The organism is Caulobacter sp. KR2-114, assembly GCF_049446115.1.
Lineage (GTDB): Bacteria > Pseudomonadota > Alphaproteobacteria > Caulobacterales > Caulobacteraceae > Acaudatibacter.
Window position 1 is genome coordinate 420,395 of record NZ_JBMSEC010000001.1, and the last position, 21,849, is coordinate 442,243.

Annotated in this window: 16 protein-coding genes; 1 reads left to right on the forward strand and 15 read right to left on the reverse strand. The window is 71.1% G+C overall.

Annotated elements, in window-relative coordinates; translation table 11 throughout:
- Window positions 1–13 precede the first annotated feature (13 nt).
- The 7 genes from alaS to ACO2Q3_RS01815 all read right to left on the reverse strand — a co-directional run bounded on the left by alaS (window position 14) and on the right by ACO2Q3_RS01815 (window position 8,843).
- A complete protein-coding gene (alaS, locus tag ACO2Q3_RS01785) occupies window positions 14–2,662 on the reverse strand; it encodes an alanine--tRNA ligase (protein WP_423304668.1) in 2,649 nt (882 codons plus the stop codon).
- Between the two features lie 693 nt (window positions 2,663–3,355).
- Entirely contained in the window at window positions 3,356–4,432 is a 1,077-nt protein-coding gene (recA, locus tag ACO2Q3_RS01790; RefSeq protein ID WP_423304669.1) for a recombinase RecA, read from the reverse strand.
- A gap of 223 nt (window positions 4,433–4,655) precedes the next feature.
- Window positions 4,656–4,922 carry a hypothetical protein gene (locus ACO2Q3_RS01795; protein WP_423304670.1) on the reverse strand — a complete coding sequence of 89 codons (267 nt, stop codon included), beginning with the start codon at window positions 4,920–4,922 and terminating at the stop codon, window positions 4,656–4,658.
- Between the two features lie 123 nt (window positions 4,923–5,045).
- On the reverse strand, window positions 5,046–6,215 hold the full coding sequence (locus tag ACO2Q3_RS01800; protein WP_423304671.1) for a sugar-transfer associated ATP-grasp domain-containing protein: 1,170 nt from the start codon (window positions 6,213–6,215) through the stop codon (window positions 5,046–5,048).
- 159 nt (window positions 6,216–6,374) lie between these two features.
- Window positions 6,375–7,139, reverse strand: a complete 765-nt coding sequence (locus ACO2Q3_RS01805) for a glycine zipper 2TM domain-containing protein (RefSeq protein ID WP_423304672.1) — start codon at window positions 7,137–7,139, stop codon at window positions 6,375–6,377.
- Between the two features lie 73 nt (window positions 7,140–7,212).
- Window positions 7,213–8,334: a phosphatidylinositol-specific phospholipase C1-like protein gene (locus tag ACO2Q3_RS01810; protein ID WP_423304673.1), complete on the reverse strand. Its 1,122-nt coding sequence runs from the start codon at window positions 8,332–8,334 to the stop codon at window positions 7,213–7,215.
- Window positions 8,331–8,843: an NUDIX domain-containing protein gene (locus tag ACO2Q3_RS01815; protein WP_423304674.1), complete on the reverse strand. Its 513-nt coding sequence runs from the start codon at window positions 8,841–8,843 to the stop codon at window positions 8,331–8,333. The genes ACO2Q3_RS01810 and ACO2Q3_RS01815 overlap by 4 nt, the downstream gene beginning before the upstream one ends.
- A gap of 139 nt (window positions 8,844–8,982) precedes the next feature.
- On the opposite strand from ACO2Q3_RS01815, the gene ACO2Q3_RS01820 reads away from it, so the two are divergent.
- Complete coding sequence (locus tag ACO2Q3_RS01820; RefSeq protein ID WP_423304675.1) at window positions 8,983–10,602, forward strand: EAL domain-containing protein; 1,620 nt, start codon at window positions 8,983–8,985, stop codon at window positions 10,600–10,602.
- 207 nt (window positions 10,603–10,809) lie between these two features.
- On the opposite strand, the gene ACO2Q3_RS01825 is transcribed toward ACO2Q3_RS01820, so the two are convergent.
- The 8 genes from ACO2Q3_RS01825 to ACO2Q3_RS01860 all read right to left on the reverse strand — a co-directional run bounded on the left by ACO2Q3_RS01825 (window position 10,810) and on the right by ACO2Q3_RS01860 (window position 21,746).
- A complete protein-coding gene (locus ACO2Q3_RS01825) occupies window positions 10,810–12,627 on the reverse strand; it encodes a DUF885 domain-containing protein (protein ID WP_423304676.1) in 1,818 nt (605 codons plus the stop codon).
- A 198-nt stretch (window positions 12,628–12,825) separates the two neighbouring features.
- On the reverse strand, window positions 12,826–14,895 hold the full coding sequence (cckA, locus tag ACO2Q3_RS01830) for a cell cycle histidine kinase CckA (protein ID WP_423304677.1): 2,070 nt from the start codon (window positions 14,893–14,895) through the stop codon (window positions 12,826–12,828).
- A gap of 51 nt (window positions 14,896–14,946) precedes the next feature.
- A complete protein-coding gene (gene flhB / locus ACO2Q3_RS01835; protein ID WP_423304679.1) occupies window positions 14,947–16,032 on the reverse strand; it encodes a flagellar biosynthesis protein FlhB in 1,086 nt (361 codons plus the stop codon).
- 7 nt (window positions 16,033–16,039) lie between these two features.
- Window positions 16,040–16,795 carry a flagellar biosynthetic protein FliR gene (gene fliR, locus ACO2Q3_RS01840; protein ID WP_423304680.1) on the reverse strand — a complete coding sequence of 252 codons (756 nt, stop codon included), beginning with the start codon at window positions 16,793–16,795 and terminating at the stop codon, window positions 16,040–16,042.
- Window positions 16,796–16,807: 12 nt separating this feature from the next.
- Window positions 16,808–17,071 (reverse strand): flagellar biosynthesis protein FliQ, encoded by a 264-nt coding sequence (gene fliQ, locus ACO2Q3_RS01845; protein ID WP_423304682.1) that lies wholly within the window; start codon window positions 17,069–17,071, stop codon window positions 16,808–16,810.
- Between the two features lie 101 nt (window positions 17,072–17,172).
- A complete protein-coding gene (locus ACO2Q3_RS01850; protein WP_423304683.1) occupies window positions 17,173–19,338 on the reverse strand; it encodes a prolyl oligopeptidase family serine peptidase in 2,166 nt (721 codons plus the stop codon).
- Between the two features lie 64 nt (window positions 19,339–19,402).
- On the reverse strand, window positions 19,403–20,962 hold the full coding sequence (locus ACO2Q3_RS01855; RefSeq protein ID WP_423304684.1) for a glycine betaine ABC transporter substrate-binding protein: 1,560 nt from the start codon (window positions 20,960–20,962) through the stop codon (window positions 19,403–19,405).
- A complete protein-coding gene (locus tag ACO2Q3_RS01860; RefSeq protein ID WP_423304686.1) occupies window positions 20,955–21,746 on the reverse strand; it encodes an ATP-binding cassette domain-containing protein in 792 nt (263 codons plus the stop codon). The genes ACO2Q3_RS01855 and ACO2Q3_RS01860 overlap by 8 nt, the downstream gene beginning before the upstream one ends.
- Window positions 21,747–21,849 lie beyond the last annotated feature (103 nt).

Sequence of the window (21,849 nt, forward strand, 5' to 3'; positions counted from 1 at the left end):
TCAGCCGCCCCGGTCAGCCGGCCAGGGCGGCCTTGACCGCCGCCACGCCGTCGGCCGCCTTGGCCCCGTCCGGGGCGCCGCCCTGGGCGAAGTCGGGCTTGCCGCCCGCGCCCTGCCCGCCCATCGCCGTCACCGCCGCGCGCGCCAGGGCGGCGGCGTCGAAGCGGCCGACCAGGTCGGCGGTGATGGCCACGGCGATCGAGGCCTTGCCCTCGTTGACCACGGCGTAGGCCACGACCCCGCCCTGGCCCAGGCGCTTGCGCGCCTCGTCGACCAGCGGACGCATGTCCTTGGGCGAGACGCCCTCGACCACACGGCCGTCGAACTTCACGCCGCCGACGTCCTCCACCGCGCCACCGCCGGCGCCGCCGCCGCCCAGGGCGAGCTGCTTTCGCGCCTCGGCGAGGTCGCGTTCCAGCTTGCGGGCATGGGCGCTCAGCGCGTCGACCCGGCCCTGCACCTCGGCCACGGGGGTCTTGAACTGGTCCGCGAGGCCCTTGGCCACCGCCGCCTGATCCAGCAGGTAGCGGCGCGCCGCCTCGCCGGTCAGCGCCTCGATGCGGCGCACGCCCGCGGCGATGCCCTGCTCGGAGACGATCTTGAACAGCGCGATGTCGCCGGTGCGCGCCACGTGGGTGCCGCCGCACAGCTCCACCGAATAGGCGCCGTCGCCCTGCAGCGCGCGGCCGAGGGTCAGCACGCGCACGGAGTCGCCGTACTTCTCGCCGAACAGCGCCACCGCCCCGGCCTCGATCGCCGCCTGCGGGGCCATCTCGCGGGTGTCGGCCGGCACGTTCTGGCGGATCACCGCATTGACCTCGGCCTCGATGCGGTCGAGCTCCTCGGCGGTCAGCGGCGCGCCGTGGCTGAAGTCGAAGCGCATGCGCTCGCCATCCACCAGCTGGCCCTTCTGCGCCACGTGCGGGCCCAGCACATGCTTCAGCGCCGCGTGCGCCAGGTGCGCCGCGGAATGGTTCAGGCGGGTGCGGGCGCGCCGCTCGGCGTCCACCGCCAGGCGCGCGCGGGTCCCGGCCTCCAGCCGGCCCTCGACGATCTTCACCACATGGGCGTTGAGGTCGCCGGCTTCCTTCTGCACGTCGAGCACCTCGCCGCGGCCGCCGGTCCACTCGATCTCGCCCTGGTCGCCGGCCTGGCCGCCGCTCTCGGCGTAGAACGGGGTCTGGTCGAACAGCACCAGCACCGTCTGCCCGGCCTCGGCCGCGTCCACTTCCCGGCCGTCGGCGACGATCGCCAGCGCTTCGGCCAGGCCTTCCACCGACTCGTAGCCGGTGAACACCGTCGGCCCCAGCCGGTCGCGCAGGGCGAACCACAGCGCGCCCTCGGCCTTCTGGCCCGAGCCGGTCCAGTTCTCGCGGCCCATCTCGCGCTGGCGTTCCATCGCCGCGTCGAAGCCGGCCAGGTCCACCGTCAGCCCCTTGGCCCGCACCGCGTCCTGGGTCAGGTCCAGCGGGAAGCCATAGGTGTCGTAGAGCTTGAAGGCGGTCTCGCCGGACAGCACCTGGCCTTCGCCAAGGCCCGCGGTCGCCTCGTCCAGCAGGCTCATGCCGCGGCCCAGGGTGGCGCGGAAGCGCACCTCCTCCTGGCGCAGGGTCTCGCTGATCACCGCCTCGGCGCGGCGCAGCTCCGGATAGGCCTCGCCCATTTCCGTCACCAGGGCCGGGACCAGCCGGTGCATCAGCGGCTCCTTGGCGCCCAGCAGGTGCGCGTGCCGCATCGCCCGGCGCATGATCCGGCGCAGCACGTAGCCGCGCCCCTCATTGGAGGGCGACACCCCGTCGGCGATCAGGAAGCTGGTGGAGCGCAGGTGGTCGGCGATCACCCGGTGCGACGGGGCGCTGTCGCCCTCGGCCTTCACGCCCGTGAGGTCGACCGAGGCGGCGATCAGGGTGCGGAACAGGTCGGTGTCGTAGTTGGAGTGCACGCCCTGCAGGATGGTGGTCAGCCGCTCCAGGCCCATGCCGGTGTCGATCGACGGCTTGGGCAGGCTCACCCGGCTGCCGTCCGCCGACTGCTCGAACTGCATGAACACCAGGTTCCAGAACTCGACGAAGCGATCGCCGTCCTCGTCCGGCGAGCCGGGCGGGCCGCCGGCGATCTCAGGACCGTGGTCGTAGAAGATCTCGGAGCACGGACCGCACGGGCCGGTGTCGCCCATCGACCAGAAATTGTCCGAGGTGGCGATGCGGATGATGCGGTCGTCCGAGAAGCCGGCGATCTTCTTCCACAGTTCCGGCGCTTCCTCGTCCTCGGCGTAGACGGTGACCAGCAGCCGCTCCTTCGGCAGGCCGAAGCCCTTGTTGATCAGGCCCCACGCCAGCTCGATGGCGTGTTCCTTGAAATAGTCGCCGAACGAGAAGTTCCCCAGCATCTCGAAGAAGGTCTGGTGGCGGGTGGTGTAGCCGACGTTGTCCAGGTCGTTGTGCTTGCCGCCCGCGCGCACGCACTTCTGCGACGAGGCGGCGCGCGGCCAGGCCGGCGTCTCGGCGCCGGTGAAGAAGTTCTTGAACGGCACCATGCCGGCGTTGACGAACAGCAGGGTCGGATCGCTCTGCGGCACCAGCGGGGCGGACTGCACGGCGGTATGGCCGTTCTCCGCGAAGTACCCGAGGAACTGTTTGCGGATGTCGTTCAAGGTCGGCATCGGACTTCACTTGCATCTGTCGGCGGGAGCTGCCTCCGACCGGTTTGGATATCGGGCGCCGTCTAACATCTCGCCCGCGCGCCACAAAGCGAAAGCCATCGCCGGTTCCGCGCGTCCCCGCGCAACGCATGCCCGGTGGGCGGGGTTCGGGGCGGCGGCCATGGGAGAGCCCGCACGCGGGTCCGACAGCCTCTGAGGCGGGCTCCGCCGATCCCCAGGGCCTCAGGCCGGGATCGCCGCCGCCGGCCGCCCGACGCAGCGGCCAGGATCGTGGCCGGGATCGTGGCCGGAGATCGTGGCCAGAGGTCGTGGAGGGAATATGCGTGACGCGACCGGGCGGGGTCGCCGCGGGCGACGGGTTGGCGGGGCCGTCCGGGCGGTCCGGCCGCGTCACGCAAGCCGGCCTTCGAATCTCGTCGCTTGGGGAAGCCGAGATGGGGATGAAGGCGCGGCGCTCCATCGATCACTTGGCCTTTGGACCTGTCCAAAGGCCAAGTGATCAATTCCAAATAGCCAAGGCGGGTCGCGGGCGGAAAACCGGGTCCACTTTTCCTCGACCCGCTTTTGGGGCCGGGCGCGGTGGGCGCGCCAGCCGGTTCACCGAAGGCGGGAATTCCGCCCAAGCTTGTTTGCAGAGCCGCCCGCCCCGGTCCCCCGTCGAGGACAGGGGAACCAGGGCCAGGAACGAGGCGCCTATTCCTCGTCGCCCGGCTCGGGGCCGCCGACCAGAAGTTCTTCCTCGATCTTCGACCCGGCGCCGCGCACCTGAGCCTCGATCTGGGCGGCGATGTCCGGATTGTTCTTCAGGAACTCGCGGGCGTTGTCGCGGCCCTGGCCGATGCGCTGGCTGTTCCAGGAGAACCAGGCGCCGGACTTGTCGACCACCCCGGCCTTGACGCCCAGGTCGATGATCTCGCCCAGCTTGGAGATGCCCTGGCCGTACATGATGTCGAACTCGACCTCGCGGAACGGCGGGGCCACCTTGTTCTTCACCACCTTCACGCGGACATTGTTGCCGATGATCTCGTCGCGCACCTTCACCGAGCCGGTGCGGCGGATGTCGAGGCGCACCGAGGCATAGAACTTCAGCGCGTTGCCGCCGGTAGTCGTTTCCGGACTGCCGTACATCACCCCGATCTTCATGCGGATCTGGTTGATGAAGATCACCAGGGTATGGGTCTTGGAGATCGAGGCGGTGAGCTTGCGCAGCGCCTGGCTCATCAGGCGCGCCTGCAGGCCCGGCAGGCTGTCGCCCATCTCGCCCTCGATCTCGGCCCGCGGGGTCAGCGCCGCCACCGAGTCGATGACCACGATGTCCACCGCGCCCGAGCGCACCAGGGTGTCGGTGATCTCCAGCGCCTGTTCGCCGGTGTCCGGCTGCGACACCAGCAGGTCGTCGAGGTTCACCCCCAGCTTGTGGGCGTAGGACGGATCCAGCGCATGCTCGGCGTCGACGAAGGCGGCGGTGCCGCCGGCCTTCTGGATCTCGGCCACCACATGCAGCGCCAGCGTCGTCTTGCCCGAGCTTTCCGGCCCGTAGATCTCGACGATCCGGCCCTTGGGCAGGCCGCCGATGCCCAGGGCGATGTCCAGCCCCAGCGAACCGGTCGACACCGCCTGGATGTCGAGGTTCTTGTTCTTCTCGCCCAGGCGCATGACCGAGCCCTTGCCGAAGGCGCGATCGATCTGCGCCATGGCCGCCTCGAGCGCCCGCTGCTTGTCGCCTTCTTCCTTGCCCACCAGTCTTAACGCCGCCGTCGTGCTGCTCATTGCCAATCCGCCCTTATCCCATGATTCCGCCAACCGGACGGCGGTCCCGACGTCCTGCGCCGAAGCCCCCCGCTGATGGGAAATTCGTACCGTGTTTGTTCCAGGTTCGCAAGATGTTCTCACGCCTGGATCAGGCGGTGCGTCCGGGATTGTCGCAGCCGATATATCAACGCCGGCGCGGATGGGTTCCGCGCCGGGCCGGGCTCGGCATCGGTCGGAAATCTCAGGGTTTCTTGAGCGTCTCGCCGCGGGCGGCGGCGTGGCGGGCGGCTTCCAGGTCGGCGCCTTCCGGGCCGTCGAGGGCGTCCTTGGCGGCCTTGGCGCCGGCCTCGACCTTGCCGGACTCGACGAAGCTGCGTTCCTCGCGGTCGAACTTGCGCGCGGCCTCGTAGTCGCCCTCGCCCTGCACGTCCGGGCCGCCGGCGCCCTTGTCCGCGCCCGCCGGCTTGGCGGTGTCCGGCGACGGTTGGTTCGGCGTTGGGTTGGTCATGGCCTTCTCCAGCTCTGGCGGTGTCTGGAGAAAGGCGCTGCGGGAGAGGAAGTTCCCGCGGCCGTTGAACGAACCGGCCGCGCCCGAGGGCGGCGCCGGGACGGCTGCGCGAGAGGAGCCGGCTCAGGCTTCCAGGCGCAGCTGCTCGGCCTCGGCCAGGGCCTCGCGGCGGGCGGCGACGAAGGCCTGGAAGTCGGCGGTGAGCACGCCGCGGCGATCGGCCAGCTGGTGCGGCGCGAGGTCCGGCGCCTCGTCGACGCCCAGGATCACCGGCCCTTGGTCGGTGGGCGCGATCTCCCAGCCGATCAGCGACAGCGGCGCCAGCAGGCGCGAGGCCTCAAGCGCCATGGCCCGCATCACCGGCCAGTCGGCGATCGCCCGGCCGGTCAGCACGGCGCCGGTCTGCGGATGGCGATCCAGGGCGCGATAGTCCAGGCCCGCGCCCTGGCTGGCGCCGATCACCGCGCCGGTGCGCGGGTCCAGCCGCAGCAGGATCTCGCCGCCGTCGGCGGTCGCGGCGGTGGCGCACAGGCGGAACGGCCGCGCGCCCTGGTCGGTCATCACGGTGATCAGGCGCACGGTCAGGGCGTGGCCGCCGAGAGCCCTGGCCCAGGCGGCGTGCGGCGAGGGGCGGCGCTCGAACAGATAGCCGCCGGCGTAGTTCTCGCTGACATGCTCGATGAAGCCGTCGAGGTCGACCGAGGGGCGTCCGGGCGGCCCGATCAAGCGGTCGCTGTCGGCGTTGACGCCCATCAGCACCGCTTCGCCGACGCCGGCCGGCGCCTGCACCGGCCGGCCGATCAGCGGATAGACCGACGGGTCGGCCAGGAATTCGCGCAGCTGCTCGCGGGTGCGCAACAGGGCCCCGCCCGGCGCGGCCAGATCCTGGGCGAAGATGGCGGCGGCCGGGGGCATGGGAAAGCCGAAGGCGGAGAGATAGGCGCGGGCGGCCAGGCGATTGGCGGCCAGGCCGTGGCCGTCGGCGTGGTTGGCCTGGGCCATGATCTCGGCGGCGCGGCGGCGGCCGGCCACGCCGCGCTTGTCGGCGCCGGCCCAGAAGGCGTCGTCGAACAGCCGCAGCCGCACGTAGTCGCTGAAGCTGATCTTGCCGGGGCCGAACGACAGGGCGGCGAACTCGCGCATCATGCGCATCGGTTGGGCGCCGGTTTCCCCGGCGATACGCGCCAGCACACTCATCATCGGCTCGTCGGTCAGACGCCCGTGCGGACGGCGCTGCGCCGGGGCGTCCCCGCCCTCCCCCGGCCAGTGCAAGCGATCGGCCGCGAAAGCCATGCAAATCAATCCGTTCGGCGCGAAACCGTTAACGCTGATTTGACCCGGCAAAGTTGACCAATTGGTTACGAATCTGAGCCGTGGCGAAGGCGGGAAGCCGCGCGCGGCGAAACGCCGCCGCGCGCGATCCCCAGAGGCCATTCAAGGCCCGGTCAGGCGTCAGTAGGCGCCGCGACGATCGTTGTCGCGAAGGTCGCGGATGCGGTCAGACAGCGAATCCAGGCGCGACTGCAGGTAGTCGCGGTCCCGGTCGCGCAGGGTGCCGTCCGGCCGGCGATAGGCCTCCTCGCGACGGCGGATGTCGGCCAGGTCGCGGCGCACGCTGCGCGACTCCCGCGGCGTCAGCGAAGCGTCCTGCTCGCCGGCGCTGATCTGCCGGTCCAGCCAGTCCTCGCGCTGGCGGATGCCGTAGCGCGGCGAGGTGTAGGCGACGTCGGCGCCGTAGCTTCCCGCATAGGCCGGCGCGCCATAGGCGGGCTGCGGCGCGCGCGCGTTGTTGTCGGCCACCCAATAGCCGTCGGAGTCCATGTAGCCGGGGCCGCGGGTGCGCCACACGCCGTTGGCGTCGTAGTAGCCGCCGCCGTTGGCCGCGATCCAGTGGCCCTGGCGGTCGTAGTAGCCGCTGACGTTGGCGTGCCAGACGCCGCTACCGTCGTAGTAGCCGTAGCCCGAGCAGTCGCGGTTCGACTTCGAGGCCTGGTTGCCGATGATGCCGCCGCCGACCGCGCCGAGTACGGCGCCGGTGCCACGAGAATCGTGACCAGCCAGCTGACTGCCGATCAGGGCGCCGACGCCGGCGCCCAGCAGGGTGCCGCCGACGCGCTGTTCGGACTTGCGCTGTTCACAGACGTTCTGCGCCGAGGCGATGGCCGGCGTCAGCGCGGCGACCGCAACAGCGGCGGCAATGAGAGCGTGCCTTGCCATGTGTGTATCTCCAGAAACATTTGTCCCTGGGCCACAAACGCGGCTTGGCGGCTTTGGATGCGCCGCGGCCCGCTCAGCGGGGCGGCGGAGGACCGGCCGGAAGCGGGTCGAGACGCCCCACCACACCGCCCGGCATACTTACGCTGTAGCCGCTAAAGCGTTGATCGGCATGCATATAGTCGGTCGACACGAATTGCGCGCCGGAGGCGAAGGCGGCCTCGCGCCGGCGGGTGTCGTTGTTGCGGGCCTCGACGGTGTCGGCGTCGGCGCGGGTGCGCACAATCAGCCCGGCGGCGACGTCGGCGCGGATGCGGGCGGCCTGCTGCAGCGGCTCGTTGAGGGTGATGTAGGCCGAGGCCGGCGAGGCCTCGGTGGTGTTGACGAACAGCACCCGCCCCTCCAGCGAGCGGCGCGCGCCGCGATAGACCGCCAGCTTGGGCTCGTCCTCGTCCATGGCGAAGAACACCTTGCCCCGGGCCTCGCCCAGCCGCGGCCAGCCATGGCGGCGGACGGCCTGGCGCAGGGTGGGCGCGCGGCCCTGCACGTCGTCTGGGGTGATCAGTTCGCCAGGGCCGAACACCGAGCGGATCTCGGCGTCGATGGAGTCCATCGCCCGGGCGTCGAACTTCAGCGCGTGGACCGTGCCCGGCGCCTTCACGTCGTCGTCCTTGAGGTTCATCGTGATCAGGATCGGCAGGTGGTCGGGGTGCGCCCGCGACCAGGCCTGGATCTCCTTCAGGCAATCGACAAACAGGGCGCAGTTGCTGCGGTAGTCGATGTCCTGCACGTGCAGCACCTTCAGCCCCGGCCGTCGCATCGGCGCGGCGTCGTAGGGGTCGGTGGCCTGGCCGGACTGGCGCACCACCCGCGGCAGCATCGGGTCGGCGTAGCGCCCGCCGTCGGGGTCGTAGAGCACGTCCAGTTCCAGCGCCCGGGCGCCGGCGTCGAGTTGCTGCGACAGCGGCGGGTGGGCGTAGTCCAGGCCATAGGCGCTCTTCGGCGCAGTGGTCTTCAGCAGCGCCATCTCGCTGGGGGCGATGGCCCGCTTGTAGCTGTTGTGGGTGCCCAGCGCCTGCACCTGGTTCATCCGCACCGTCCGGTCGATCACCGCGCGGCGACACCCGGGGGCCTCGGACGGTCTCTCCAGGTCGCAACCGGCGGCCAGCACGACGGCGGCGGCGAGCAAGGGGGTCATGCGGGATCCTCGGTCAGGGGCTGGCGTTCGGCGACGAACACGGTCAGCGGCTCCGCCGGATAGCGGCCCGCCATCACGTCGGGCAGCAGTTCCAGCAGGGTGTCCGGATAGATGTCGTCGGCGCAGGCCCGCAAGTCCGCCAGCGTCCACCACCGGATGTCGTCCACCAGTTCGCTCTCCAGCGGCTGCCAGCCGGCGCGGGACGGCTCGCCCCCCGCGCACCGGGCGACCACATAGCTGGCCTTCAAGACGAGCGGACGACGCTTGCGGTCGTAGACGATCCCCTCGCCGTACCAGACCACCGGCCCCAGGACGGCGTCGGTGAAGCCGGTCTCCTCGGCGATCTCGCGGGCGGCGGCTTCGAGCACGCTCTCGCCGGCCTCCAGCCCGCCGCCGACGGTGAACCACGCGCCGGGCGCCCCCGGGTCGCTGGGCAGGCGGCCCTTCATCAGCAGGATGCGGTCGTCGGCGTCCAGCAGGATGACCCGCGCGGTATGGCGTTCTCGCATGATCGATTCGGGCGGTTGCTTATGGCGCCCAATCTGGGTTCTGCCGTCCCTGGCGCCAAGCGGCGCGCCGGGCGCCTAAACCCCGAATTAAGCCGCATCCGTTACAGTCTGTCGCAAACGTGGCGCCTGGAGGGGCCTCTTGAGCTTTGCGCCGCATCGATTTCTCGGCTTCGCCTTCGCCAGCGCCGATCTGCTGGTGGAGATCGCGCCGGACGAGCGGATCAGCTTCGCGATCGGCGCCGCCAACACCCTGACCGGATCGTCCGAGCGCGCGCTGATGGGCCAGTCGTGGCGCGACTTCGTCGACCTGGCCGACCAGCCGCTGATCGAGGCGCTGTTCGCCGGTCTCGAGGACGGCGCCCGCCAGGGTCCGGTGCTGGCCCGCCTGACCCGCCGCGCCGACGGCCCGGCCCGCGCCTTCAGCATCTCGGTCTGCCGCCTGCCGCAGAACGAGGGCGTTGTCTCCTGCGCCCTCACCCGTGCGCGCCCGATCGCCGGCGCGCCCAGCGACGGCCTGCTGGACCGCGACGCGTTCGAGACCATCACCAAGAGCCTGATCGAGAGCGCGCGCACCGGCGGCGAGGACCTTGAACTGGCGTTCCTGGAGATGGACGGCCTGAGCCGCGCCACCCGGACCATGTCGCCGGAGAGCGCCCGCACCTTCCAGACCCGGCTGCACGGCGCCCTGCGCGCCCAGTCGCATGGCGGCGCGGCCGCGGCCGACCTCGGCGACGACCGCTTCGCCCTGCTGCGCAACGCCGGCGAGTCGGCCGAAGCGCTGAGCAACCGGGTCAGCCGCCTGATCGCCCTGGGCGCCGAGCTGGGCGAGGTGCGCGTGGCCGCGCGCAGCCTGGCGGTGGACGGCGATCTGGCCCCGAACAAGGTGGCGCGCGCCATCCGCTACGCCATGGATGACTTCCAGCGCGACGGCGTGGCGGCGACCCAGCTGAGCACCCTGACCGACGCCGTCGAGGAGTCCGTGCGCCACACGCTGGAAAAGGCCAGCGCCCTCGGCTCTGCGGTGGCCAACCGCCAGTTCAGCCTCGTCTACCAGCCGGTGGTCAGCCTGGAGAGCGGCGAGCTGCATCACCACGAGGTGCTGGTCCGCTTCGGCGACAGCGCCAGCCCGTTCCCGATGATCCGCATGGCCGAGGAGCTCGACCTGATCGAGAGCCTGGACCTGGCGATCCTCGAGCGCGCCTGCGGCGAGCTGGCCCGCGATCCGAAGCTGCGGCTGGCGGTGAACGTTTCCGGACGCAGCATCGTCAGCGAGACCTACGTCGCCGCCGTCGAGCGCATCCTGTCCGCCCAGCCCGCGCTGCGCCCGCGGCTGATGTACGAGGTCACCGAGAGCGCCGCGATCGAGGACCTGGCCCTGGCCGACCGCCACATCCAGGTGCTACGCCAGGGTGGGGGCGAGGTCTGCCTGGACGACTTCGGCTCCGGCGCGGCGTCCCTGGCGTACCTGCAGAACCTGCGCCTGGACCTGGTGAAGATCGACGGCCGCTACATCCGCGAGCTGCAGCAGGGCGGGCGCGAGACCCTGTTCATCCGCCAGTTGGTCAACATGTGCCGCGAGCTGAAGGTCAAGACCCTGGCCGAGATGGTCGAGACCCAGACCGCCGCCCAGGCGGTGCGCTCGGCCGGCGTCGACTACGCCCAGGGCTGGCTCTACGGCGCCGCCTCCCCCACCCCGCAACCGCCGATCAGCCACGCCTCCGCCGCGCGGCGCAAGGGCGTGGTCAGCTCCTGGGGGTGAGGGCCAAGGGGCGGTCGACGGCGCGCTCGGCTCTCCCACACCTCTGTCATCCCGGAATCTGCGCAGCGGATATCCGGGACCACGGCGAGCACTGGCGGTTCCCCGCGGGGCCTTCGCCAGCGTTTCCGGCGGTCCCGGATATCTGCTGCGCAGATTCCGGGATGACAGAATGAGGGAAGCCGGAGCGCGCTGGCAACGGCTTCGACGTCAGGCCCCCTGCCCCTTCAGCCAGCCGTCGATCTGGGTTTCCAGCACCGTCAGCGGCACGGCCCCGGCCAGCAGGCCGGCGTCGTGGAAGCGGCGGATGTCGAAGCGCGGGCCGAGCGCCGTCTTCGCCTTGGCCCGCAGCCGGTTCCAGGTGTTGCGGCCGATCATGTAGCTGCACGCCTGGCCCGGCCAGACGCAGTAGCGCTCCACCTCGGTGGTCACCGCCGAGACCTGGTCGCCGTCGGTGTCGGCCATCCACTGGATCGCCTTTTCGCGGCTCCAGCGCTTGTGGTGCAGGCCGGTGTCGACCACCAGCCGGCAGGCGCGGAACAGGGCCGACTGCAGATAGCCCACCCGGCCGAACGGATCGTCGGCATAGACCTCCATCTCGTCGGCCAGCTGCTCGGCGTAGAGCGCCCAGCCCTCGCCGTAGGACGAGAAGAAGTTCATCTTGCGGATCAGCGGCAGGCTGGCCTCCTGCTGCAGCGACAGCTGCAGGTGATGGCCGGGGATACCCTCGTGATAGGTCAGGGTCGGCAGGGTCCAGGTCGGGACCTCCGCCGTGTCGCGCAGGTTGATCCAGTAGATGCCCGGCCGTTTCCCATCCAGGCTGCCCTGGTTGTAGTAGCCGCCCGGCGCCCCGACCTCGATGAACTTGGGCACCCGCTTGATCTGCAGCGGCGCCTTGGGCAACGCGCCGAAGTATTTGGGCAGGCGCGCCTGCATCGCCTCGACCTGGCGGTTGAGGTCGGCCAGCAGCTTCTCCTTGGCCTCGTCGGTGTTGGGGTAGCGGAACTTCGGGTCCTGGTAGAGGGCGTGGATGCGCGCGCCCACCGGGCCCTGGGTCATCCCCTGGGCCTTGAGGATGGCGTCGATCTCGGCGCTGAGCGAGCGGGCGAGGTCGAGGCCGGTCTGGTGCACCTCCTCGGGCGACAGGTCGGTGGTCGTGCCGTCGCGCAGCGAGAGCGCGTAGTAGGCCTCGCCCTGCGGCAGCCGCCAGACCCCGGCGTCGTGGCTGGCCTTGGGCCGCCAGGCTTCCACCAGCGCGATCTGCCGGGCCAGGGCCGGCTGCAGCCGGTCGCGGAAGATCGCCGCCCCCCGCGCCTGCCAGTCGCCGGCCAGGCCCTTGTCCCGGGCGCGCCGCACCAGCGAGGCGACCAGGCTGGAGGCGTCCGGCGCCACGTCATGCAGCGCCTTCATCTGCGGCAGGGCCTTGTCGAGCACGAAGTCCGGCGGGATCACGCCCAGGCCGGCGTCCCGGCGGGCCATCTCGGTCTCCTGGTCGAAGGCGACGGCCAGGGCGTCCAGGCGGGCGAGATAGGCTTCGGCGTCGGCCGTGGTCTCGATCGGGTGCTGGTTGTCGAGGAAGTCCGGCATGCCCTGGTAGGCGCCGGTCAGCTGCGACAGCACATAGGGCGCGCCGTCGCCGCCGGAGCCGTACGGGATCGCCTTGTCCGCGCGGGCGCGCTGGTCATAGACGAACCACAGCATGTCGTAGCCGACCTGGTTGGAAGCGCTCAGCGCCGCGCGATCGACGCCCTTCAGCGCCGCCACCCGGCGGGCGTTCTCGGCGGCGTCGGCGGCCACGGAGGCGATCGAGCGGTCGGCGAGCCTGGCCCGCAGCCCCGCCAGGTCGCCGGTGTCGAGTCCGAGGCTGGTGGCGGTCTCCGGCGAGCGCATCAGGTCGCGATGGGCGAAGTCGTCCATCATCCGCTCGAAGCCGGCGTCGGCCGGCGCATCGGCCAGCCCGCTCGCCGGCAGGCCCACGGCCAGCCCCGCCGCGGCGGCGCCCATCAGGAACTCACGTCGATCGGCCACCCATTCACTCCCAGGTTGACGCCAAGGTGGTCAGGGGTATTGCCGGCCACACCGGGCGGCAAGCTTTGGCGGATTAAATCGCCGTAAGGGTCGAATGTTGCGGCGCACCGGCGATTGCCACCCTGCAACGGCCACGCTTCGCCCGTTCGCAGCAGTTCACGCCCTGCACCCGGCGCGACATCCAGCCACCCTGTGCGCCTAGCCCAGGCCCTGCAGCTGCTGCTTGACGCGTTCGGCCAGGGTCTTGATGTCGATCGGCTTGGGCAGGAACGAGACCCCGGTCTCGCCTTCCAGCAGGTCGGAGAACTCCGATTCCGCATAGCCGGAGATGAACATCACCGGCGCCGTGCCCAGGAAGCCGCGGGCCTTCTTCAGCAGGGTCGGCCCATCGATGCCGGGCATGATCACGTCCGAGATCATCAGGTCGATGGTCCCGGCGTTCGCCTCGGCCAGTTCCAGCGCCTCCTCGCCGTCGGCGGCCTCGATCACCTCGTAGCCGCGGGCGCGCAGCAGCCGGGCGGCGATGCCGCGCACGGCCTCCTCGTCCTCGACGAACAGGATGCGCCCGGCGCCGGAGAGGTCGCGGGCGGCGACCTTGGGCTTGGGCGCCAGCACCGGCGCCTCGGGCAGGATCGGCGGCGTGTAGACCGGCAGGAAGATGCGGAACGCCGCGCCGTGGCCGAAACGCGACTGCACCGAAATCCAGCCGTCCGACTGCTTGACGATCCCGTAGACGGTGGCCAGGCCCAGCCCGGTCCCCTCGCCCACCGCCTTGGTGGTGAAGAACGGCTCGAAGATGTTGCCGATCACCTCGGGCGGGATGCCGGGGCCGTCGTCGGCCACCTCGATCATCGCCATCTCGCCCATCGGCGCGCCGGCGTAGCCCAGGGCCTGGGCCTCGGCCTCGCTGACCCGGGCGGTGCGCAGGCGCACCGTGCCCCCGCCGTTGGCGTGCACGGCGTCGCGGGCGTTGACCACCAGGTTCATCACCGCGTTCTCGAGCTGGGCCTTGTCGGCCCGCACCAGCGGCAGGTTGAGGCCGTAGTCGGTCTCCAGCTTGACGTCCTCGCGCAGCAGCCGCCGCAGCAGCACCTGGAAGTTGGACACCATCTCGCCCAGGTCGAGGGTCACGCGCTGCACGGTGGCCTTGCGCGAGAAGGTCAGCAGCTGGCGCACCAGATCGGCCGCGCGCACCGCCGTCTGGCGGATCTCCGAAAGCCCGTCGTAGGACGGATCCCCCAGCGGGTGGCGCAGCAGCAGCTCGTCGAGGCGCAGCTGGATGGCCGTCAGCAGGTTGTTGAAGTCGTGGGCGACGCCGCCGGCCAGCTGGCCGATGGCCTCCATCTTGTTGCGCTGGGCCAGCTGCAGCTGCAGCTTCTTCTGCTCGGTGACGTCCACCAGATAGGCGACGGTGCGGCCCCCCGCCGGCGCCAGGTAGAGGCTGGCCGTCACATCCGGCTGCGACGCCGGCTTGACCTCGAACGGGCCCTGCCGGCCGGCGGCGAGGCTGGCGGCGACTTCGGCCACGGTCTCGGCGCTGAGGAGGGCGCCCAGCGTGGCGCCCGGCACGGCCCCCTCGCCGGCGATGGCCGCGAGGGCGGAATTGGCCTCCAGGATCGGCGCGGCGAAGGCGTCAGTCCCGTCGATCAGCGCGGCGCCGAAGGGCGAGGCGGAGGCGAAGGCGTCCAGCGCCGCCGGCGTATGGCCAAGGTTGACCGGCGCCGCGGCGGCGGGCGCTGGCGCGGCGGCCTCGGCCACCGGCGCCAGGCGCAGCAGGAAGCGATCCTGGCCGATCAGGGTGATCGCCGCAGACCGCTCGGCGCGCGTGGTCCTCATGGCCCCGCGGCCGCGACCGCCGCGGCGCGCATCGGACAGGGCCGTGAACAGGCCGCTGCCGTTCTTGGGCAACCGTCGCGCGGCGCCGACGCTGTCGCGCCAAGCGGCGTTGGAGGCGGCGATCAGGCCGTCCGCGCCGCAGACGCAGGCCGGTTCATCCAGGGCGCCGACCAGGTCGGCCAGTTCCTCGGCGCCGGCGGCCGGCCCCTGGCGCGCGGCGCTGCGCAGGGCGATCAGGGCGATGAAGGTGACGCCCGCGAGGCCCGTGAGCAGCAACAGGCCTGCCGCCGAGCCCGCGCCGGCGTTGAAGGCGGTGACGGCGCAAAAGCCCACGGCCAGCAGGAAGAACACCGCGGCGGCGATCAGCAGCGGGTCGGCCCCGCCTTTGCGCATCTGAGGGCGCGACTCGGCCAAGGTGAAGCCGGGCTCCATTCCAGGGACTTGAGGTTCAACGCTCACCGAATCACCTTTGGACTATAGCCCCTAGAGTTGCCGCGCGCGCTTTGGCGACTTTGCGGCGGCGAGAATGAAGCCGATGATCTTGGCCACGGCTTCGTAGTGCTGTTGCGGAATGATCTCGTCGACTTCGACGGTGGCGTACAGGGCGCGGGCCAGCGGCGGATCCTCGATCACTGGCACATTCGCCTCCTCGGCGACCTCACGGATTTTCAGCGCCACCGCATCGACGCCCTTGGCCACGCATTCCGGCGCCGGGGTCTCGCCCTGCACGTAGCGCAGCGCCACGGCATAGTGGGTCGGGTTCATCACCACCACGGTGGCCTTGGGCACCGCCGCCATCATCCGCCGGCGCGAGCGCTCGATGCGGATCTGCCGCTGCTTGGCCTTGACGTGCGGGTCGCCCTCGGTCTGCTTGAAGTCTTCCTTCACCTCTTCCTTGGTCATGCGCATCTTCTGGGCGAAGCGGATGCGCTGCCAGATGTAGTCGATGCCGGCGACCCCGGCGGTGAACACCATCACCGCGATGAACAGGCGCTTGGCCATGTCCAGGGCGTAGGGAAGGATGGCCATCGGATCGAGCGTGGCCAGCATGCCGAATTCCTTGGCCCGCGGCCAAAGCACCATGCCGGCGATCAGCCCGGTCAGCAGCACCTTGGCCGCCGCGCGCAGGAACTGGATGAAGCCGTCGAGGCCGAACAGGCGCTGCAGGCCCTTCATCAGGTCCAGGCGCGAGAAGTCCGGCGCCAGTTTCGAGGGCACGAACATGAAGCCGGTCTGCAGCACGTTGGCCGCGACCCCGCAGACCAGCGCCGCGCCCATCACGGCGGCCATCGCCGGCATGGCGGTCATGATGGCGTAGCGGGCCACGCCGACGCCCCCCTGCCCGTCCAGGGCGATACTGTCGGGATGGGCGAAGAACGGGGTCAGCCTGACCGCCATGTCCTGGGCGAGATAGCCGCCCATGCCCACCAGCACGGTGAAGCCGCCCAGCAGGCCCGCCGCCTGGGACAGTTCGGGGGATTTCGGCACGTCGCCCTGCTTGCGCGCCTCCTCCAGGCGCCGGCCGGTGGCCTCTTCTGTCTTGGACTCGTTTTCGGTGTCCTCGGCCATCTTCCCCTCAGGTGAAGTTGGCCAGGAGCTCGCGGTAGCGCGAGACCCACACCATGCCGATCACGCCCAGGCTGAGGGCGAAGATCGAGAGCCCCAGCAGCACCTGCAGCGGGGTGGCGGCGAAGAAGATCTGGAACTGCGGCATCGCCCGGCCGATCAGGCCGGTGGCGACGTTGAACACCAGGGCGAACACCAGGATCGGCGCCGAAAGCTGCACGCCCAGGGCGAAGCTGCCGGAAAAGGTGCTGATCGCCAGGTTCGCCGCGTCGTGCACCGGCACGGGCTTGCCGACCGGGAACAGCACATAGGAATGGGCGATCGCGCCGATGAACATGTGATGCAGGTCGGTGGACATCACCAGGATCACGCCCAGCAGCGACAGGAAGGTCGCCAGGGTCGAGCCGTTGGCCGCCTGGGTCGGGTCCGCGGTCTGGGCGAACGACAGGCTGGTCTGGATGGCCATGATCTCGCCGGCCGCCGCCAGGGCGCCCAGGAACATGCGCAGGATGGCGCCGATCATCAGCCCCAGGATCACCTCCTTCAGCACCGCCCCGGCCAGGCCGCCGACGGTGTCCGGCAGGGCGCCCAGGTGCGGCGCCGCGACGGGGGCCACCACCAGGGCCAGCAGCAGGGCGAAGCTCAGGCGGATCTGCGCCGGCGCCGGCTGCTCGCCGAGGCCCGGGATGGTCATCACCATGGCCCCGACCCGGGCGAATACCAGGGCGACCACGTAGACCTGCTGGGCGGTGGCGTAGTGCTCCACCGGGGGCCTTCCCTAGAGGCCCGCGATGCGGGCGGCGATGTGGCGCATGAAGGCGCTCATCAGGGCGCCCATGAAGGGCAGGAAGATGAGCAGGGAGACGAAGATGGCGACGATCTTGGGGGCGTAGATCAATGTCGCCTCCTGGATCTGGGTCAGCGCCTGGAACAGGCCGATGGCGACCCCCACCACCAGGCCGACGATCAGGATCGGCGCGCACAGCTGGAGCGTGAGCCAGATGGCGTCACGGCCGATGTCCAGCACCTCCGCGCCGTTCATGTTCGACTCCAAAAGTCGGGGAATTCCGCGCGGTTAAAGTCGGATGCGCATGGTTAATGAAGGGTTAATCGCTCCCTGGCCGCGCCGCTTGCCCACAGCTTTCAGGCCGGCTGGTAGCCCGCAACCCCGGTGCGCCACAGCAGGAAGGCGTAGGTGTCCGCCGCCTCCCGGTCCTGCTGCGCCCGGGTCGAGCCGATTCCGTGCCCGGCGTCGTAGTCCACGCGCAGGAGAATCGGTTTTCCAGAGCGCGTGGCGGCCTGCAGGCGGGCGGTCATCTTGGCCACGTGGAACGGCGCGACCCGCGGATCGGTCACCCCGGTGGTCAGCAGCACGGCCGGATAGTTCACCCCGTCCTGCACGTGCTGATAGCTGTCGATCGCCTTCAGCGCCTCGTAGCCGGCCTTCTCGGCGATCGCCCCCCACTCCGGCTCCTCGCCATAGCCGTTCTGCTCGGCGACGTAGCGCAGCGGGTTGGACCAGCCGACGCCGTCGATCACCGCGGCGAACAGGTCCGGCCGCTCGGTCAGCGCCCGGCCGACGGTGATGCCGCCTGCCGAGCGGCCGCCGATCGCCAGCCGGGCGGGCGCCGTGTAGCCCTGGGCGCAGAGGTCCTGGCAGACGTCGATCAGGTCGCGCCAGGTGTTGGGCTTGTTCGCCAGCTGCCCGGCCTTGTGCCACTCGCGGCCGTACTCCCCGCCGCCGCGCACGTTGGCGTAGCCGACGATGAAGCCCGCATCGACCAGCGCCAGGGTCCGGCCGGCGAAGGCGGGGGTGTAGGCGGCCATGCCGTACGAGCCGTAGGCCGAGATCCAGGCGGGGGTCGAGCCGTCGCGCTTCAGACCCTTGCGGTGGATCAGGCTGTAGGGAACCTTGGTCCCGTCGCGGGCGGTGGTGAAGCCGCGCACCGTCTCGTAGGCCGAGACGTCGATCGCCGGGCGAGGCGTCAGGCCGGTGTCCGCCACCTTGCCGTCCGCCGCCACCGACCAGATCCCCGCCGGCGTCAGCCAGCCGGTCAGGCCGATCAGCACGCCCGGTTCGCGCAGTTCGGCCGTCAGCGTGCTGATGGTCCCGTCGAACGGCATGGCGACGTCGGCGACCTTGCCGTCGGGTCCCAGCCGGCGCAGGCGGCTGACGCCGCCGTCCATCATCTTCAGATACAGGCCATCGGCGGCGCTGGTGATCGCCTCGACGACGATCGGCCCCTGGGCGACCACCTCGGTCGCCGCGGCGAGCGACGGCGCCGAAGCCGAGGTCTTCACCACCCGCCCGCGCGGGGTCCCGTGGTTGGCCAGCAGGTAGAGGGTGTCGCCGGAGAGGTCGAAGTCGGTGACCTCGTCCTCGAACCCGGCGATCGGCGTCCAGCGGGCCTTGCCGGTGATCGCGTCGGCGACCGGGGCGATCAGCAGCCGCGATTCCGGGCGCACGTCGCCCAGCACCAGGATGGCGTAGCGCGACCCACGGCCCGCCACCACCACCGGCGCCTGGATCTTGTCGTAGGCCACATCGGCCACCAGGCCGCGCTTCATCAGGATCGGATCGGCGGCCGGATCGGTCCCCAGGCGGTGAAACCGCGCCTGGCTGTCCAGATAGCGCTCCGGGGTGTCCACCGCCCCGGTCAGCTGGTTGTAGAAGAACCCCGTGCCGTCATCGAGCCAGGAGGGGTTGGCCGCCTCGGTATTGGCGATCCGCTCTGCCAGGTCCGTTCCGTCCGCCACGGTCAGGACGTGCAGCACCGAGTCCTCGCTGCCGTCCTTGGACAGGCCGTAGACCACGTGCGTCCCGTCGGGCGAGGCGCGCCACCAGTCGAGCGACATGTGCCCGGCCGCGCCGGAAAGCCGAGTCGGGTCCACCAGCACCCGGTCAGCGCCGGCTTCGCGCACGAAGAGCTTGAAGTTGTCGGCCCCCGCCGGCCGCTGCTGGTAGAACAGCTTGCCGCCCGCCCGCTGCACGGCGGCGGTGACCGCGGTGTCGCCGGACAGCTGCTGGATGCGCGCCAAGAGGCGGTCGCGGCCGGGAATGGCGTCGAGGATCGCCCGGGCGTGGGCGTTCTGGCCCTTCAGGAACGGCAGCCAGTCGGGATCCTTGTCGTTCTCCATCCAGCGATAGGGATCCTCGAGCGTCTCGCCGAAATAGTTGTCCTTGACCACTTCCACGCGCGCCACCGGGGCTGGCGGGGCGGCGCTCGCCGCAGCCGCCGACCGCGCGGCCAGGCTCAGGCCAAGGGCCCCGCTGGCGGCCAGCAGACGGCGACGGTCGATGGTCGGCATGGGGGTCCCCGCGCAGCCTTGAAACACCGCTAGTTGTGCGCCGCGGCGGCGCGCTGGCAAGGCCTCAGTGGCGGGCGAGCGAGAGCTTCGCCTCCAGCGCCCGGGCCGCCTGGGCGGGGGTCGCCTTCTGCTGGTCGCGGTCGACGCTGTAGTTGGCCTCGCGCATGGCCGCGACCGGGATCACGCCGATCAGGGGCGCCAGCGCCGCCCGCAGTCGCGCATCGTTCGCCCGCCTGGGCGAGATCAGGATCACCGCGTCGTACGGCGGGATCGCCCCCTTGGGATCGGCGAGGACCACGAGATGGTCGGCGGAGATGCGCCCGTCGCTGGAGAAGGCCGAGATCACGTCGGCGTCGCCATCGGTCAGCGCCCGGTACATGAAGGTCGGCTGGTAGCTGGTCTGGCGGCGGAACTTCAGGCCGTAGGCGTCGCGCACCGCGGCCCACTCCGGCCGGGTGAGGAACTCAAGGTCGGAGCCCAGGGTGAGCTGCGAGGCCTTGCCGGCCAGGTCCGAAATATCCTTTATGCCCAGGCTCTTGGCGCGATCTTCTCGCATGGCCAGGGCATAGGCGTTCTCGAAACCGAGCGAGCCCATGACCACCACGCCGTCGCGCTGCTTCAGCGCGGCGGTCAGCTGGTCGAGCACCGCCTTGCGCCCGGGGTTGTCGCGCCGGCCCAGGACGTTGGTCCACAGGGTGCCCGAATAGTCGACGTAGACGTCGATCTCGCCGGCGGCCAGCGCATGATAGGCGGTGGCCGAGCCGAGGTCCTCCTTGCGGCCGACCCGGGCCCCCTGCGCCTCCAGCCGCGCGGCCATCATCTCCGCCAGGATGTACTGTTCCGAGAAGTTCTTGGCCCCCACTACGTAGGTCGCCTTGCCCTCGTGCGCCAGCAGCGGCGAGAGGCCAGCCAGCACGCCGACGGCAAGGCCGACGCCGCCCGCCCACAGCCGCCAGGGGCTGCGCCGGGCCAGGCCCGACTCCATCAGCCCCAGCAGCTGGTCGGCGGCCAGGGCCAGGCCCGCGGAGGCGGCGCAGCCGAACAGCACGAACACCCAGTTCTCCGTCTGCAGGCCCGAGAAGATATAGTTGCCCAACGAGGTCTGGCCGACCGGGGTCGCCAGGGTGGCCGCGCCGATGGTCCACACCGCCGCGGTGCGCACTCCGGCCATGATCACCGGGGCGGCCAGCGGCAGTTGCACCTTCAGCAGGGTCTGGCGGTCGGTCATGCCCATGCCGCGCGCCGCCTCCACCGCCGCGGGGTCGACGCCGAGGATGCCGGCGACCCCGTTCCGCAGGATCGGCAGGATGGCGTAGAGGGTCAGCGCCAGCAGGGCCGGCTTGAAGCCCAGGGCGGTGAAGCCGACCCCGAACCAGCTCTTGCTCAGAGCCGAGAGCGCCAGCAGCAGCGGATAGAACAGCGCCAGCAGCGCCAGGCCGGGGATCGTCTGGATCAGGCTGGCCAGCAGCAGCGAGGGCCAGCGCACCGCCGGATTGCGGCTGGCGGCGACCGCCAGCGGCAGCGAGATCGCCAGGCTCAGCCCCAGGGCGCAGACCGACAGCAGGATGTGCGCCGAGAAGTAGCCGGGAAAGCGCGACAGGGCGTCGGCCAGGCGCTCATCCATGGCCACCCTCCCCCGGGGTTCCGGGCGCCGGCGCGGCGGCCAGGCTGGCGATCCGTTCCGCCTGGCGGCGCGGCGTCTGCATCAGGGCGCGCACCGCCGGCGGCTGGTCGCCGGACATCAGGGCCCCGGGGGTCCCGTCGGCGACGATGCGGCCGGCGTCCAGCACGACGATGCGGTCGGCCAGCACCAGGGCCTCCATGACGTCATGGGTCACCATCACCGTGGTCAGGCCCAGGCGCTCGTGCAGGGCGCGGTACTCGCGGCCGAGGTCGTCGCGGGTGACCGGGTCCAGCGCGCCGAAGGGCTCGTCCATCAGCATGATCGCCGGCTGGGCGGCCAGGGCGCGGGCGACGCCCACGCGCTGCCGCTGACCGCCGGACAGCGCCGCCGGCAGGCGCGCGGCCACGGCGCGCGGCAGGCTGACAAGATCCAGCAGTTCGTCGGTGCGCGCGGCGATGCGCGCGGCGTCCCAGCCGGCCAGCTTCGGGCCGACGGCGATGTTCTCGGCCACCGTCAGGTGCGGGAAGAGGCCGATTTCCTGGAACACATAGCCGATCCGCCGGCGCAGCTTCCAGCCGGGCTCGGCGTCCAGCGGCTGGCCGCCGACGGTGACCTGGCCCGCGGTGGCGGGCGCCAGGTCGTTGATCATCTTCAGGGTGGTGGTCTTGCCCGAGCCCGATCCGCCCAGCAGCGCCACGAACTGGCCCTCGGCGATGGCCAAGTCCAGCGGACCCACGGCGTTGCCGGCCCCGTAGGCCTTGGTGGCGGACTTCAGCTCGATCATTCGTCCCCAGGGCTAGCACCCCCTCGCCGACCTAGCGAGGGGGGAATGGCAGCAGAGCCGCCATACCCTGCGAGATGTCAGGTCGCCCGCCGCCGCCGGCGTC